Source organism: Chromobacterium sp. IIBBL 290-4, from assembly GCF_024207115.1.
Classification (GTDB): Bacteria; Pseudomonadota; Gammaproteobacteria; order Burkholderiales; family Chromobacteriaceae; genus Chromobacterium.
Map to the genome: position 1 here is coordinate 4,808,036 of NZ_CP100128.1, position 15,864 is coordinate 4,823,899.

13 protein-coding genes are annotated in these 15,864 nt (G+C 64.8%); 5 read left to right on the forward strand and 8 right to left on the reverse strand.

The window, feature by feature from the left end:
- The first annotated feature begins 157 nt into the window (after positions 1 to 157).
- From ptsP to NKT35_RS22595, 3 genes are read left to right on the forward strand one after another with little or no spacing between them, the layout of a single operon-like run.
- Positions 158 to 2,659 (forward strand): phosphoenolpyruvate--protein phosphotransferase, encoded by a 2,502-nt coding sequence (gene ptsP, locus NKT35_RS22585; RefSeq protein WP_254297519.1) that lies wholly within the window; start codon positions 158 to 160, stop codon positions 2,657 to 2,659.
- The gene (pfkB, locus tag NKT35_RS22590; protein WP_254297520.1) at positions 2,656 to 3,621 is read left to right on the forward strand and encodes a 1-phosphofructokinase; all 966 of its coding nucleotides are present in this window, start codon (positions 2,656 to 2,658) and stop codon (positions 3,619 to 3,621) included. Before ptsP ends, pfkB begins: the two co-directional genes overlap by 4 nt.
- Positions 3,618 to 5,312 (forward strand): PTS fructose transporter subunit IIC, encoded by a 1,695-nt coding sequence (locus NKT35_RS22595; protein WP_254297521.1) that lies wholly within the window; start codon positions 3,618 to 3,620, stop codon positions 5,310 to 5,312. Before pfkB ends, NKT35_RS22595 begins: the two co-directional genes overlap by 4 nt.
- Positions 5,313 to 5,418: 106 nt before the next feature.
- Here the strand turns inward: NKT35_RS22595 and NKT35_RS22600 are convergent, their stop codons facing one another.
- Entirely contained in the window at positions 5,419 to 5,835 is a 417-nt protein-coding gene (locus NKT35_RS22600) for a PaaI family thioesterase (protein ID WP_254297522.1), read from the reverse strand.
- Positions 5,836 to 5,986: 151 nt separating this feature from the next.
- On the opposite strand from NKT35_RS22600, the gene NKT35_RS22605 reads away from it, so the two are divergent.
- A complete protein-coding gene (locus NKT35_RS22605; RefSeq protein ID WP_254297523.1) occupies positions 5,987 to 6,523 on the forward strand; it encodes a hypothetical protein in 537 nt (178 codons plus the stop codon).
- A 13-nt stretch (positions 6,524 to 6,536) separates the two neighbouring features.
- Positions 6,537 to 6,827, forward strand: coding sequence for a transcriptional regulator (locus NKT35_RS22610; protein WP_505190936.1), 291 nt, complete (start codon positions 6,537 to 6,539; stop codon positions 6,825 to 6,827).
- Positions 6,828 to 6,915: 88 nt separating this feature from the next.
- Here the strand turns inward: NKT35_RS22610 and NKT35_RS22615 are convergent, their stop codons facing one another.
- From NKT35_RS22615 to NKT35_RS22645, 7 genes are all read right to left on the reverse strand, one after another.
- Entirely contained in the window at positions 6,916 to 7,638 is a 723-nt protein-coding gene (locus NKT35_RS22615; RefSeq protein ID WP_254297525.1) for a 4'-phosphopantetheinyl transferase family protein, read from the reverse strand.
- A gap of 112 nt (positions 7,639 to 7,750) precedes the next feature.
- The gene (locus NKT35_RS22620) at positions 7,751 to 8,407 is read right to left on the reverse strand and encodes an HAD family hydrolase (RefSeq protein ID WP_254297526.1); all 657 of its coding nucleotides are present in this window, start codon (positions 8,405 to 8,407) and stop codon (positions 7,751 to 7,753) included.
- Positions 8,404 to 9,525, reverse strand: coding sequence for a DegT/DnrJ/EryC1/StrS family aminotransferase (locus NKT35_RS22625; protein WP_254297527.1), 1,122 nt, complete (start codon positions 9,523 to 9,525; stop codon positions 8,404 to 8,406). Before NKT35_RS22625 ends, NKT35_RS22620 begins: the two co-directional genes overlap by 4 nt.
- Entirely contained in the window at positions 9,522 to 10,046 is a 525-nt protein-coding gene (locus tag NKT35_RS22630) for an NUDIX hydrolase (RefSeq protein WP_254297528.1), read from the reverse strand. Before NKT35_RS22630 ends, NKT35_RS22625 begins: the two co-directional genes overlap by 4 nt.
- Positions 10,027 to 11,142 carry a DegT/DnrJ/EryC1/StrS family aminotransferase gene (locus NKT35_RS22635; protein WP_254297529.1) on the reverse strand — a complete coding sequence of 372 codons (1,116 nt, stop codon included), beginning with the start codon at positions 11,140 to 11,142 and terminating at the stop codon, positions 10,027 to 10,029. The genes NKT35_RS22630 and NKT35_RS22635 overlap by 20 nt, the downstream gene beginning before the upstream one ends.
- Positions 11,143 to 11,162: 20 nt before the next feature.
- Positions 11,163 to 12,212: a Gfo/Idh/MocA family protein gene (locus NKT35_RS22640; RefSeq protein WP_254297530.1), complete on the reverse strand. Its 1,050-nt coding sequence runs from the start codon at positions 12,210 to 12,212 to the stop codon at positions 11,163 to 11,165.
- Positions 12,213 to 12,526: 314 nt separating this feature from the next.
- Positions 12,527 to 15,745 (reverse strand): transglycosylase domain-containing protein, encoded by a 3,219-nt coding sequence (locus NKT35_RS22645; RefSeq protein ID WP_254297531.1) that lies wholly within the window; start codon positions 15,743 to 15,745, stop codon positions 12,527 to 12,529.
- Positions 15,746 to 15,864: the final 119 nt, after the last annotated feature.

Consider the following 15,864-nt stretch of genomic DNA (forward strand, 5'->3'; position numbering starts at 1 on the left):
CAGCTGGCGATGCTGCACCATTGCCGCCGCCATTGCAAGCCATGGCATAAAACCAATCCCGCAACATGGCGGCGCTTCTCATTGCGGCGCACGATTGACAGCAGTTATGTAATCGTTTTCAATGCAAGCCATCCCGATCCGAGACAAGAGGTGCGCCGTGCCCGACAACCCGCTGCAAGCACAACTGATCCGGCTGGGCTGCCGCCCGGCCAGCAAGGAAGACGCCATCCGCCAGGCCGGCCAGATGCTGGCCGACGCCGGCTGCATCGCGCCGGACTACATTGAAAGCCTGCTCAAGCGCGAGCAAGTGGCCAACACCTATCTGGGACACGGCATCGCCATTCCGCACGGCATGGTGGAGGACCGCGCCATGGTGCTGCGCACCGGCGTCGCCATCCTGCAAATGCCGGACGGGCTGGAATGGAATCCGGGCCAGACCACCCATCTCCTTTTCGCCATCGCCGCCCGCAGCGACGACCACCTGGTGCTGCTGCGTCAGCTGACCCGCCTGCTGCAAGACGAAGCGAGGCTGCTGCCGCTATTCTCCACCGCAGACAGCGCCGACCTGATCGCCGCGCTGGACGCGCCCGCGCAGGAACTGCCGCCGGATGCCGAAGCGCAGGATCTGGACCATGCGGCGGAATGGCGCATCGACTACCCCAGCGGCCTGCACGCCCGCCCCGCCGCGCTATGGGTGGAGGCCGCCCGCCACAGCGCGGCGCAGCTGCAAGTCCGCCACGGCAATCTGATCGCCGACGCCAAGAATCTGATCTCGCTGCTGCAGCTGGGCCTGCGCCAGGGCGATCTGGTCTGCGTCTCCGGCCGCGGCCCGCAAGCCGATGCCGGCGTGCGCCGCCTGCTGCAGGCGATGAAAGAAGCCAGCCTGGCCGAGCAGACCGCCGCCGCCATCGCCGCCCAGCGCGCGGCTGGCCACAGACAGCGCGCCGCCTGGCGTCCGCAGACGCCGCTGGTCTCGCTGCCCGGCCTGGCCGCCAGCCCCGGCCTCGCCATCGGCACGGTGCGGGTATTGAAATCCGAACAACAAACCGTGCCCGACCGCCCGGTCAGCCTGGCCGAAGGCGGCGACCGACTGCACCAGGCCCTGGCCGACACCCGCCAACAACTGGCCAGCCTGGCCGACGCCACCCAGGCCACGCTGGGCGCGGCCGAAGCCGGCATTTTCCGCGCCCAGGCCGAGCTGCTGAACGATACCGACCTGATCACGCTCAGCTGTCAATTGATGGTGGCCGGCCACGGCGTGGAGTGGGCCTGGCATCAGGCCGTGGAACGGCTGGCCGACAAGATTTCCGCGCTGGGCAATCCGCTGCTCGCCGCCCGCGCCGCCGATCTGCGCGACGTGGGCCGGCGCGTGCTGTTCGCGCTGGACCCTGCGCTGCAAGGCCATGCCTTGGGCGAATTCGGTCCCGACACCTTGCTGTTGGCCGCCGATCTGGCGCCGTCCGACACCGCCAGCCTGGACCTCGCCAAGATCAAAGGCCTGGCCACCGCCCATGGCGGCCCCACCGCCCACACCGCCATCCTCGCCCGCACGCTGGGCTTGCCCGCGCTGGTAGCGGCCGGCGCGGCGCTGCTGGACGTGGCCGACGGCAGTCCGGCCATCCTGGATGGTGACAGCGGCCGCCTGTATCTCAATCCCGGCGAAGCAGATCTCGCCGCCGCCCGCGCCTGGCAGCGCAAGCAACTGGAAGAGCAGAAACAACAACTGGCCGAACGCCAGCAAGCCGGCCAGACGGCGGACGGCAAGCGCATCGAGATCGCCGCCAACATCAACCGGCCGGATCAAGTGGCCGCGGCGCTGGAAGCCGGCGCCGAGGGCGTGGGCCTGATGCGCACCGAGTTTCTGTTTCTGGAGCGCGACTCCGCCCCGGACGAAGAAGAGCAATTCGCCGTCTATCAAGCCATGCAGCAGGCCCTGCAAGGCCGGCCGCTGATCGTCCGCGCGCTGGACATAGGCGGCGACAAGCAGGTGCCCTATCTGGAGCTGCCCAGCGAGGACAACCCCTTCCTCGGCGTGCGCGGCGCCAGGCTGCTGCTGCGCCGCCGCGAACTGCTGGAGCCGCAGCTGCGCGCGCTGTACCGGACGGCCAAGAGCGGCCAGCCGCTGTCCATCATGTTTCCGATGATCAGCTCGCTGAAGGAAATCACCCGTCTCAAGGGCATCTGCGAAAGCGTGCGCAAGGAGCTGGACGCGCCGCCGCTGCCGATAGGCATCATGGTGGAAGTGCCGGCCGCCGCCCTGCTGGCCGATCAACTGGCCCCCTATGTCGATTTCTTCTCCATCGGCACCAACGACCTCACCCAATACGCGCTGGCGATGGACCGCCAGCATCCGGACCTGGCGGCCGAGGCCGACAGCCTGCATCCGGCCGTGCTGCGGCTGATCCGCCAGACCGTGCAAGGCGCGAAGGCCCACCAGCGCTGGGTGGGCGTATGCGGCGGCATCGCCGGCGATCCGCTGGGCGCGGCCGTGCTGGCCGGCCTCGGCGTGGACGAATTGTCAATGAGCCCGCGCGACGCCGCCGCGGTGAAAGCCATGCTGCGCCGGCATGACAGCGCCCGCCTGCAAAACCTGGCCGAACAAGCGCTGTCCTGCGACAGCGCCGAGGAAGTGCGGCAGCTGCTGGAGGCGCTGGCATGAGCGCGCAGCTGCATACCGTCACCGCCAATCCGGCGCTGGACCAGACCGTCAGCTTGGATGCCTTGCAAGCCGGCAGCGTCAACATCGCGCGGGAAGCGCGGGTCAACGCCGGCGGCAAAGGCGTCAATGTGGCCAGTTGCCTGGCCGACTGGGGCCTGCCCGTCGCGGCGCATGGCCTGCTCGGCCGCGACAACAGCGGCCCGTTCGAGCAGCTGTTCGCCGACAAGAACATCGCCGACCGCATGCTGCGAGTGAAAGGCGCGACGCGGACCAATATCAAGCTGGCCGACCTGAGCCGCCATGACACCACCGACATCAACCTGCCCGGCCCGGCCTGCGGCGAGACGGATTGGGCCACGCTATCGGACAAACTCGCCGCGCTGGGTTCGGGAGACATCGCCGTGCTGGCCGGCAGCCTGCCGCCCGGCCTGGCCGCCGACAGCTGGGCGCGGCTGTGCGCGCAATTGAAGGGGCAAAGCGTCTGGGTGCTGCTGGACAGCAGCGGCCCGGCGCTGGCCGCAGCCCTGGCCAATCCGCCCGAAGCCTTGCCCGACTGCGTCAAGCCCAACCGCGAGGAGCTGGCGCAATGGGCCGGCCGGCCGCTGGGCTCGCTGGATGAGGTCGCCCGTTGCGCCCGACTGCTGCAACAAAGCGGCGTGAGCCTAGTGGCGGTGTCGCTGGGCGAGCAAGGCGCTTTGCTGGACGACGGCGAACAAAGCTGGCTGGCCAGCCTGCCGCCGCAGCAGCCGCTGAGCACGGTAGGCGCCGGCGACGCTTTCGTGGCCGGCCTGGCCGCCGCGCGCTGCGCCTCGCTCGGCCAGGCCGACAGCCTGAGGCTGGCGATGGGCTTCGCCGCCGCCAAGCTGCGCCGGCTGGGGCCGCACCTGCCCGATCGCGAAGACATCACCGCGCTGGCCGCCCAAACCAGCCTGCGCGCGCTACTCCCAGGGGAGACATCATGAAAATCGCCGTTCTGATCCGTTCCGAAGGCCGCAGCACCCAGGCCATGCTGGCGGCGGAAGCGCTGCGCGCCGCCGCCAAGCATCATCAACACGCGTTGAGCATCGAGATCGACGGCGCGCCGCCGCTGCCGGACGAACAGCTGCGCGCCGCCGACATGGCGCTGTTGATCGGCTACCCGGAAGACCAGCGCCCTTTGCCGGAGACGCGGCACAGCGTGTCGCTGGACGAAGCGCTGAGCAATCCGGCCGCGCTGCTCTCCCCCATAGTCCGCAACGCCTCGGCGCAAGCCGCCGCGGCGCGCCCGCTGCGCATCGTCGCCATCACCGGCTGCCCCACCGGCATCGCCCACACCTTCATGGCGGCCGAGGGGCTGATCCAGGCGGCGAAAAAACTGGGCCACGCCATCCGGGTGGAAACCCAAGGCTCGGTGGGCGCGCAGGACGCGCTTAGCGCAGGCGAAATCCACGATGCCGACCTGGTGGTGATCGCCGCCGACACCCAGGTGCAGTTGGACCGCTTCGCCGGCAAGCGTCTGTTCAAGAGCGGCACCAAGCCCGCCATCAACGACGGCCAGGCGCTGCTCAAGCGCGCCATCGCCGAAGCCCAGCCCTGGCAAGCCAGCGCCCAAGCGGAAGCCAAGGCCGTCTCGGCGGAGAAAAGCCAGGACGGCCCCTATCGCCACCTGATGACCGGCGTGTCCTTCATGCTGCCCTTCGTCACCGCCGGCGGCATCCTGATCGCGCTGGCCTTCGCGCTGGGCGGCATCTACGCCTTCGACGACGCCCACAAGGGCACGCTGGCCTGGGCCCTGTTCCAGATCGGCGCCAAATCGGCCTTCGCGCTGATGGTGCCGATATTGGCCGGCTATATCGCCTACTCCGTGGCCGACCGCCCCGGCATCGCCCCGGGCATGGTGGGCGGCATGCTGGCGGCCAGCCTGGGCTCGGGCTTTCTGGGCGGCATCGCCGCCGGCTTCATCGCCGGCTACGGCACCCGCGAGCTGAATCGCAGGATCAAGCTGGGCCAGCACCTGGACGGCCTCAAGCCGGTGCTGATCCTGCCGGTGTTGGGTTCGCTGTTGACTGGCTTATTGATGATCTATGTAGTCGGCCAGCCCGTTGCAGCCTTGCTGGAGGCGCTGACCACCGCGCTCAAGGGCATGCAGGGCAGCAGCGCCTTGGCGCTGGGGGCCTTGCTGGGCGCGATGATGGCCTTCGACATGGGCGGCCCGGTCAACAAGGCGGCTTACGCCTTCGCCACCGGCCTGATCGCCAGCCAGGTGTACACGCCAATGGCGGCGGTGATGGCGGCCGGCATGACGCCGCCGCTGGGCATCGCGCTGGCCACCCGCTTGTTCCGCGACCGCTTCAGCGTCGACGAGCAAGAGGCCGGCAAAGCCGCCGGGGTGCTGGGCCTGGCCTTCATCAGCGAAGGCGCGATCCCGTTCGCCGCGCGCGACCCGCTGCGGGTGATCCCGGCGCTGATCATAGGCTCGGCGCTGGCCGGCGCGCTGTCGATGACATTGGGCGTGGAGCTGAAAGTGCCGCACGGCGGCGTATTCGTGCTGCCTATCCCCAATGCGGTGGAGCATCTGGGCAGCTATCTCATCGCCCTGGCCTCCGGCACGGTGGCGACGGCGCTGACGCTGGGTCTGTTCAAACGCAAAGCCGCGCTCGCGCCGGTAGCCTGACATCCGGTCTATCCTTGCCGCGCCCTCAGCCGGGCGCGGCAAGGCCGCTTTAAAATGCACGCTCCTTCCGCGATACGCTGCGCAGCGCGCACTTCTGCAGCCTGGTTCAATCCTCCCGCTCAAGCCGAAAGTACGTCACCACGCTATGGGCGATCACCCGTTCGCTCTCATCGCTGATTTCCGCTTCGCCATACACCAGCTTGCGCCCGCTGCTGATGATGGAAGCGCGGCAATACACGTCCGATCTCGCCGGCTTCAGGAAGGTGTTCTTGATATCCAGCGTGACGATGGGCGCATCGCGGCCGACCTCGGTCATCGCCGCCAGCCAGACGCTGACATCGGCCAAGGTCAGGATGCAGCCGCCCTGGATGATTTCGCCTGGGCGATAAAACTCCGGCCGCGCCCGCAAGCGGGTATGCACCTCGCCGGGCATCACCGACAGCGCCTCGAAACCCCACATCCGGTTGAAAGGCGACGCATCCAGCACCGCTTGTGCTTCTTCCTTGGTCCTCAGCTTGGCCAAGACCTGATCCTGCCCCGCTTTTCCCATCTCCGCCCCTTGCATTCCGGTCTTCCAACTCGATGATCACGCACGATAAATGATATTGACATGGTGACGAAAATGGCAAATGATTAACAAACTCTGCGATACAGAGAACTCTATGGTGAAGAAAATGACAAGCTCGCAACAAGCCAAAATCTTGCTGCAGGAAATAGAACAAACCGAACAACGCGGACGCGCCCTGCTCGGCTATTGGCGCTATGGCGCGCTGGCGCAAATCTGGGGAGCGGTATGGGCATTTGCTTATCTGGGAGATTATTTCTTCCCCGGCCATGCCAATTGGTTCTGGCTGATAGGCGATGGCATAGGGTTGGCGGCATCGATGCTGATCTCCAGCCGCCATGAAGACAAAGCGTCGGACAAACGCGCGATTTATGCTTTCGGCTTGCTGATCGTGTTCGGCCTTGTCGCCAGCAGTCTGCTGGCCAACAAGGAAGCCGCCGGCCTGGTGTGGACTTGGCTGTTCATGACCCCGTACATGATTTGGGGCTTATGGTTCGGCAAACGTTGGTTCGTTCTCGGCGCAACCATCGTGACGCTGAGCGCGCTGGCCTACTGCTTTCTAACGCCCTGGTTCCAGCCGGCCATGGCCATTCTCGCAGGCGGCGGCCTGATGCTGGGCGGGCAATGGCTGCGCCGCGCGCGTTGAACCGGAGCTTATGATGTCCACATTCGACGAAGTGATTCATCAAAGCACGCGGCTGCGCATCATGGCGGCTCTCAATCTGCTGTCCGACGGCGAAACGCTGAGCTTCAGCCAGCTGAAGGCGCTGCTGGGCGTCAGCGACGGCAATCTGGGCACCCATCTGGACACGCTGGAAAAGGCGGCTTATATCCGCATCACCAAGCAGTTCGTCGGCAAAAAGCCGCAGACCAGCATCCAGGCCACGCCCGAAGGATTGCATGCCTACCGCGCGCATATCTTGCAGTTGAAACAACTGCTGGCGCTTTGACTTTATCAAGCGGGAAACCAGCGACGCCCGGCATGGGCGTCGCGGAATGGCGCGTGAAACGCCGCGCCGATAGAGAAACCAAGCAGGGCTAGCCGCCCGCCGAGGCCAGCACCGTCAGCAGGCGGCCGCCCAGCGCGCGCCACTCGCCATGGAAAACCATGCCCGCCGGCAAGCTTGGCGCGAGGCTTTGGCGCAGTTCGATGGAAAAAGCGCCGCCCAGCCCCTTGCCGGCATCCATGCGGATCAGCCTGGCGGCCTCAAAACCGAAATATTCTCCCACCTGGGGATACAAGGCCTTGAACAGGCTTTCCTTGGCCGAAAACGCCAGTGTCAGCAAGCGCTCGCGCGGCCAGTCGCTGCTCAAGGCATCCAGCTCTCCGGGCTGGACCAGCGAGCTTTCCAGCTCGTGGCATTGTTTGGGCGACATCCAGGCCTCCACGTCCAGCCCCAGATACGCCCCCGGCTCTTCTGGCGCCAACGCCGCCACCGCCATATCGCCGCAATGGCTGATCGACCCTAGCCAGCCTTCCGGCCATAGCGGCTCCCGATTCCGGCCGCTGCCCACCTGAGTGGGCAAGCCTTGCTCGCTTAACAGCCGCCGGCACAGGAAACGTCCGGCCAGATACTCCGCCCGCCGCTTGGGCACCGCGCGGGCCAGGGCATCCGGCATGAGCACGCCGTGCGAGGAAAACATTTCATCCTGATAAGCCTTGACGTCGAAGCGGCAAAAAAAACCCATGCCGACCGGCAGGGTGAGTGTAGAGAGATCGCTGATGAATTGGTAAGCATGAGGAGATAGCTGCAATTCCATACATGCCCGTCCTTGAGGCTTGAAATGCCAAAAGATTAAGCATCTAGCGGATGGCTGGCAAGCTTTCCCGATATAAGCCGTCCCCACAGCGCCCCGTCGGCCGCGGACTTGCTCAAAACAGCCGCGGCAGCGAGGGAAGCAACGCCTCGCCGCCGGCTTGCAAACGCAATTCGTCCTGATGCCCATGCGACACCAGCAGCGGACGCCAGCCCAGCGCGGCGGCGACCTCGGCATCGTGCAGCGTGTCGCCGATGAACAACACGCGGTCGGGCGAGACGCCCAGACCGGCTTGCAGCGCCCTCGCCTCTTCCAGTTTGCCGTGCGCCTCTTTGTGCTTCAGCCCTACGATCTGGTCAAAATAGCCTGATACGTTTTTAGCGCGCACGGCCGCATCCAAAGCTTTCTGATGCGAGGCGGAAAGAATCGACAAGCCCAGGCCCGCCGTTCGCGCCTGCTCCAGCAGCTCGACCACGCCCTCATGCAGGCCGCAGTCCGCCGCGTGGCGGTCAAAATGGGAAAGATACAGCTCGACGATTTCAGCGAAGGGCGCGGCGTCGAAATCAAAGCCCAGATCGGCGTAAAAGTCGGCGATGGGGAAACCGAAGGCGCGGCGATAACGCTCCCGCGTCACCGCCGGCGCCCGATAGCGGCGGCAGCACAGATTCACGCCTTCCACCGCCAGCTCGATGTCGTCCAGCAAAGTGCCGTTCCAATCGAAGACGATGTGTTGCACGCCCTCAAACCAATGCCTCGCCGAAGGACTCATCATGCCTCCTGCGCTGACTCGGGAACGTAGCGGTTAAGCGTCTCTGCGATGTAATCCAGCTCCTCGCTGCTGAGGTCGGGATGCAAAGGCACGGTGGTGAGCGAGCGCAGCAGGCTAGAAGCATGGGGACAATCGCGGCGATACGGCGCCAGCAGGGCGCGTTCGTACAAGGGCCGGCTGTCGAACTTGCCCACCTCGGACGGAATGCCGCGTTCTTGCTGATAGCGCACCAGCTGGCGGCCGTCATGTCCTCGCGCCTGCAGCAGCAAGGCGAAGCCGTTCACCTCGCCGCCCGGCACAATGGGCAGCTCGCGAAACGCCGGATTGTCCAGCATTGCCAGCAAGCGGCTGCGATTGCCCAAGCGGCTGGCCAGATGCGCGCCCAGCCTCCGCACCCTGGACAAGCCCAAGGCGGCCTGCATGGCGCCCAGCTTCAAATTGAGTCCCACCGTCTCGCCGGCCAGGTTGCCGAAACGGGTATAGGCGCGCACCCGCTCGGCCAAGGACTCGTCGTCGGTCAGCACGAAGCCGCCCTCGCCGGTGGACATGAACTTGCAATCCTGGGTGCTGAAGCAGCGGACATCGCCATACTGCCCCAGGAAACGTCCGCGCAAGCGAGTCAGATGGCTGAGCGCCAAGTCCAGCACCAGCGGAATCGCCCTGCCCTCCAGAATGGCGGCGGTTTGTTCGACATCGACCGGGTAGCCCCACATCGGCACCTCGATCACCGCGCAGGTGCGCGGGCTGAGGCAATGGCGCAAATCATCCGGATCCAGCCCGAACCCGTTCGGCGCGACGTCGCAAAACACCGGGGTCAATCCCAACGATAAAATGGGGTAGACCGTGCAGGTCGGGCAGGTCGGCGCCACGATCACCTCGTCGCCCGGCTGATGCGGCAGGCTGGCCAAAGCCGCCAGCACCGCGGCCGCGCCGGACGAGACCGCGATGGCATGGCGGGCGTCGTAAACCTTTTTGAGCTCGGCCTCGTATTCGCCGACGATGTCGGCCGTGCCGGACAAGCCGCCTTGCAGCGCCCGCGTCAGCTCGGCTACGTCTTGCTGGCTGACATGATTGCAGGTTTCGGCGATCTGGCGCCGGCTCTGGATTTCGGTATGCATCATCTCGCTCCTTGATTCAGGACGGCGCTCCACGCCTGCCTGTCGTCGAACAAACCCTGCAGCATGCGGCGAAAACTGGGAAACATCTCCAGCCCGGCCAGTCGATCATGGCTGAAGAAACCCGCCTCGCCCGCCTCCCGTTCCATCGGGCAGCGGCGGGAGGCGGTCCGCGCCAGGTAGATCAGATCCAGGTGATAGTGCGGATCGCGCGCATCGGCGATGTATTCGCATAGCACCCGGTAAGGCAGATGCAGCGGCGTGACATCGGCGGCGGCGTCCGCCAGCCCGGCATCCCGCGCGCCCATCAACTCGGCCGCTATCCCGGTTTCCTCCCGCAGCTCGCGCAGCGCGGCCTGGTCGGGCGTTTCATCGCGCTCGACATGCCCGCCCGGATACAGCCACACCCCCAGCTTGCGATGGCGCAGCAGCAGCACCTCGCGCGCGGGATTGAGAACAAAAACCGAGGCGGTGAAATGTTTTTCCAATTCCGGCCGCGCCGGCCCCTCAGTCGCCGTCGTAGCCATTGACGCAATCCGCCATATAGTCGAGATCCGCCTCGGACAAGCCCGGATGCGCCGGCAGCGTGGTCATGCTCGCCAACAAGGCCTCTGCCTGCGGACATGGCCGTTGATAAGGGGCCAGCGCCGGAAAACGGTACAGGGCCTTGCAGCCATAGCGCTTGATGTCGGAGGGAATGCCGCGGCGATCCAGATAATCGATGAAGGCGCGGTTGTCGGCGAAATCCAGCTGCAGATTGAGGAAGTAATAATTGGGCTCGCCGCCCGCGATGATGGTTTTCTCCTTCACCCGCGGGTGGCTGAGCCGCTTGAGCAGCCGGCGCGCGTTGGCGCGGCGCTGGGTGATTTGATCGGCCAGCCGCGGCAGCCTGCTCAAGCCCAGGGCGGCGGCCAGGGCCGACAGCTTGTAATTGAGGCCGAAATCGCGGCCGGTCAGATGGCCGAAATCGATATAGCTGCGGCAACGCCTGGCCAGCTCCTCGTTGTCGCTGAGGATGAAACCGCCCTCGCCGGTGGCCAGCGGCTTGCGCTCATGGGTGCTGAAGCAGGAGAGATGGCCATAGCGGGACAAGGGCTGGCCTCGCAGCGTGCTGCCGTGCGAATGCGCCAGGTCCAGAATCAACCGCAGCCCGGACGCATCGGCGAAGCCGCGCAACTCGTCCACCTCGGTGGGATAGCCCCACATCGGGATATCGATGATGGCGCGGCTGCGCGCGGTCAGACGCTCGGCGATCGATGCCGGATCGGCGCCGAAGCCATGCGGCCGGGTATCGACGAAGATAGGATTGGCGCCGGCCTCGATGATGGGAAACACGGTGCACAGCGGGCAGCTGGGCGTCAGCAGCACATCGTCGCCCCGCTCCACCCCGGCGGCGAACAACGCCGCACTGAGCGCCGCCCCGCCGGACGACACCGCCACCGCGGCGCGCGCGTCGAACCACTCGGCCAGAGCGTCCTCGTACTCCGCCACCATGGGGCTGAAGCCGGACAGCGGCCCACTCAGCGCGCGCTGCAGTTGCGCCAGATCGTTCGGCCCGGAGGCGCGGTATTTATCGCTGATGGTTCTCAAAGCGGATGGCGCGGCGATTGCAATATCGGTCATGATCACGGCTCCCCAAACATTCACGCGGACAATGTTTCGAAATCGACGGCAGGCAGCAGGCTTCTGCCCTGTTTGCCACCTTGCTCATCGGCAGCACAGATGGCCTCGATGACCCGGTAAGTGGGCAGCAGGCTGGCGAAGTCGGCCTCGAAGCGCTCACCGTGGCGGATGGCTTCGAAGAATTGATGCAATTCGCCGAAATAGCCGCTGCGCTCATAGCCTGAGTCCAAAGGTCCCGGCTGCCAGGCGCCGCGCCAGCGCTTGGCGGTGCCGGTGGGGCGCGTGCCATGTTCCGGCTCATGCAGGGTGATGTTCCACAAATTGTCCAGTTCCACCAGGATGGAGCCGGAGCTGACCAGCTTCATGTCGAACTCGAAATACGGGAAGGTGGTGCCGGCCAGCAGGCTGGCGCTGGCGCCGGATGAGAATTCCAGCTCAGCCTTGACTATCATCGCGTCGCCGTGGCGCTGCACATTGGAACCGATCTGCGTCAACTCGCCCTTGCCGAAGGTGACGGCGAGATCGATGGTATGGATGGCCTGAGCCAGCAAGAAGGAACGCAAGGTGGAACTCAAGCCCCACAAGGGCGCGCGCGGCTTGCTGGCATAGTGGTTGAGCTGGATATGCAGGGTCTGGCCGAATTCTTCGCACTCGGTCATCTCATGCAGCTGCCGCACCGGCCGGGCGAACTTGAAGTTCATGCCGACGCCGGACACCACCTGCGCGCGATGGCAAGCCGCGATCAGCGTCTGCAGCTCGCCCAGATTGACGCAAGGCGGCTTCTCGACGAAAACGTTGACGCCGCGCGCCATGGCCAGCATGGCCGCATTGAAGTGCACCTGCGGCGGACAAGCCAGCACGATGGCGTCCAACGGCACCGCATCCAGCATGGCCGCCGCTTTGTCGAATACCGGCAAGTCCGACAGGAAGCGATGGATGCGGCCCGCGCTGGCCTGATTGCTGTCGCACGCGGCGGCGATACGGATATCCGGCATTTGCAGCAGCGCCGGCAACAGGTTTTCCTGCATCTGGGCGCCTATGCCCACCAAGCCAACTTTCAACACGCTCATTGCGACTCTCCTGAAATGATGCCGGCCACCGCATGACCGCCAATGCGAACGAAGCCTCGGTCATTTTCAACAATATCAATCAAGTAGACCGATTGATTTTAAAGACTAGAACAATGAAATCGGCTTGGAACTGCGGCGAAATACTTAAGTAGAAATAAATCAATGGCTTGCAATGGGAACGCGCCGCTCACGGCTTGAGAAAGCTGCCGGGTATCGTGGGATTGAGAAATAAACTTTCTGGCGTAACCCATCGTCCGCAAAAAAATTGCCGCCCAAGCGGGCGGCAAGCAGGACTTGCGAAACTACTTAGCAGCTTAGCCTTTCTCGTCGGCGACCTCTCCGTCGGCGGGCAAGGACAAGTTGTCGGGCGGACGGGTGTACTCGCACAAGCCTCCCCAGCCCGGCACCGTGCACAAAGGCTGCTCGCCCAGAACGCCGAATCCCTTAAGCTGGGTTCCATCTTCCGCCACCTGGCCATCCACCGGACGCGGCCGCAAATCCAGCCGCGGCAGCAGCGTGGGAGCCAGCACTTTGAGGATTTGCACCGGCAAGGCGCTGGTGAACTTGTAGTTGGCGGCCTGCTCGCCGGCGACATACGCGACGATGGTGCCGAAGTAATGATCGCCGATATAGAACACGAAGGCGCCGGAACGGCTGACCACCCGCTCCGAGGTCAAGCCGCCGCCTCGGGAAAAGGTTTTGAAGCGGTTGTCGCCGGTGCCGGTCTTGCCGCCGATCAGCGTGTGCTCGCCCTTCTGGTCGAAAGCGCCGGAGACGCGCCGCGCCGTGCCTTTGTCCACCACTTCGGACAGCACTTGGCGCACCAGTTGCGGAATTTCCGGCGGCAGCACCCGCACGCCGATGGCCGGCGCTTCTTTCAGCGAGGTTTCAAACGGCGTTCCCGCAGCGAACTGCATCTTGTCGATGTACACCATGGGCAAACGCACGCCGCCGTTGGACAGTATGCCCATCAGCTCCGCCAACGCGGCCGGCCGGTCCGCCGACGCGCCCAGCGCGGTGGCGTAAGACGGCACCAGCGAGTCGAAGGGATAGCCCATCTTCTTCCACTGCAGGTGGATCTGGCGGAAGGCGTCCAGCTCTTGCATCTGGCGGATGCGGCTGTCCTGCCCGCCTTTGCGCTTGCTGTTGAACAGCCACTGATACACTTCCTGGCGCTCGTCCTCGCTGGCCTGAACCAGCTCGGACCAGTCCGCCTTCGGATGCTGATGCAAATAGGCCACCATCCATAGCTCCAAGGGGTGGACGCCGGCCAGATAGCCGCGATCCGCCAGATTGAAGCGATCCACGCCCAGTTCGGTGTAAAGCTTGGTGACGGATTTGGGCTCGAGTTTGGACGGGACCAGCAGATTGGCGCGGATGAAGGCCGCCATCTGCTCCTCATTGCCTTCCGGATGGACGCTGCGATAGATCACCGCCAGCCGCTTGGCGCTGCGGCGCGCCTTCTCGATCAGCAGGCCATCCCATTCCTCGGTTTTTTTGCCATGGTATTTGCGATAGAAGCCGGCCAGGAAGGTGCGTCCCTCGCGGTCGGCGAAGCGGCGCAGATACTCGGTGCGGCGCGGATCGCGGCCATCGCCCAGCGCCTTGGCGTCGTAATCGGCCGGATACATGTAATAGCGCGCCACATCGCGCATCACCCGGATATAGACCAGGTTGACGGAACGCTGCGTCGCCTCGCGCACGGTGAGAATGCGGCCGTTGTCGTTCTTGTCGAAATTTTCAAAGGTATGGCGGCCGCCGCCGGTGAAAAAGCTCTCGCCCGGACTGGCGCTGTATTTTCGCTCCAGCGAAGCCTCCAGCATGGCCGGCAGGCTGCGGTCCTGGGTCTGCTTGAGATAGTCGATGGCCCAGCGCCGCAGGATGGATTCGTGCTCTGAGGTCTTGATCTTCTTCAGATCCTCCGCGCTGACGCCGGCGTATTGCTTGTGCAGATCGGCGATCACTTGCAGATAGGTCACCAGCGTGCGCAGCTTGGACGTGGAGCCCAGGTCCAGCTTGGTGCCCTCGTTGATATCGAAGGGTTGATCGAAGTTGTCCGCCTGCACCCTCACCTTATTGCCGTTGGGCGTGCGTTCGATCAGCGTGAAGCTATAGGTCACGCCACTGGGCGAGCCCTGCTGCAACAGATATTTGTCGTTCAAACCGGCGGTCTGGGCGAAATCCGGATCGCGCAGCTTCATCAATTCCGCCGTCACCGATTGCTGCAGGCCGGAATCGAGGGTGCTGCCCACAGTCAGGTCGATATGGTCCAGATCATACATCCGCGGCACGCCCAGCAAGGCTGACAGCTTCACCCGCACCGCGTTGGCGCCCTTGCGCTCTATCGGCGCCAGGGTCTGCAATTTGACCTTGTCCTTCTGCTGCTTCAGCGACACATTCAAGGCCGCGTCGCGCATCTCATTCGAAATCATTCTGTCCTTGGCCATCAGCCGCAGATAGGAGTCGGTCAGATTCTCCAGTACCTTCATGTCGCCGTTGAGATAAAACGACGGGCTGCGCTGGGAAATCATCAAGCTCAACGCCTCCTTGAACACCGTCGCCTGCTCGCTCACCGACAACAGCGAGCCGCTGGACAAGGTTTTGTTCACCTCGTCGAAAGAGCGTCCATACCAGGCCCACATGCCGTCGCCGATGCCGGACACCTCGCCAAAGCCGGCGCGCGCGGCCAAGGGCACGGTATTGAGGTAGGCCACTACCAGTTGCCGCCGCGCCAGCGTGGTGTCGTCGCCGCCTTGATAGGCGCGCACCGAAGCCGACAGCATCTGCTTCAGTTTTTCTTTGGGCGAGCCGGTGCGGCCGCCCGGGGAATGGCGGAATTTCTCGATCTGGGTCGCCAAGGTGCTGGCGCCGGCCGAATGGTAGCCCGGCCGGAACAGGTGCGCGGCCTCGTCCGCCAAGGCCTTGCCGAAGCGCGACCACTCCACCGCCGGATTCTGCTGCGGATTGCCGTCGTCAAGCAGGGTGTGGTTTTCGATGTAGAGCAAGCCGGTCACCAGCAAGGGCGGCAAGGCGTCGAAATCCTTGTAGACGCGTTGCGGATATTGCGACTGGTAGATGGAGCGGCCATAGCCGTCATACACCTGCAAGCCGGCCTGGTCTTTCTCGTGATACGGCAGGAACAGGCCCAGCGGCGCGACCGGCCCGGTCACGCCGCTGTCGGCCAGTTGCACCATGCCGGAAGATTGCCGCGCCTGGCCGCTGATCAGGTAGCCGCGGTCCTGCAAGCGTTTGAGATAGCCTGGCAATCCGGCGTAGCCCATCCGGATATCGTATGGACCGCCAGGCGCGGGGAAGCGGATGTCCGGGCTATGGCCCGGCTTGACTTCGTAACTGGCCTGCCTGGCCGCGCGTCCGAAAAACCATGACTGCCAGCGCGAAGTATGGATTTCATTCAACAGCAGCACGCCGCCCAGACCGAGCAACAAGGCCGCCAGGATGATCAGCGCCCACCATGTAGAAGAAAACGGTCCGCCCAAACGCAAGCGTATTCTGGCTTCCGAAGTATCTATCATGATTTCTGTCCGGCCTGCCCGGCCGCCCCCACAGCATGAACTGGAGAAAGTGCTGAAACCCGTGCGCGCTTGGCGGCGCATCCGCCGACGGACACGGCGAAACCGCTCCGCCCAATCTC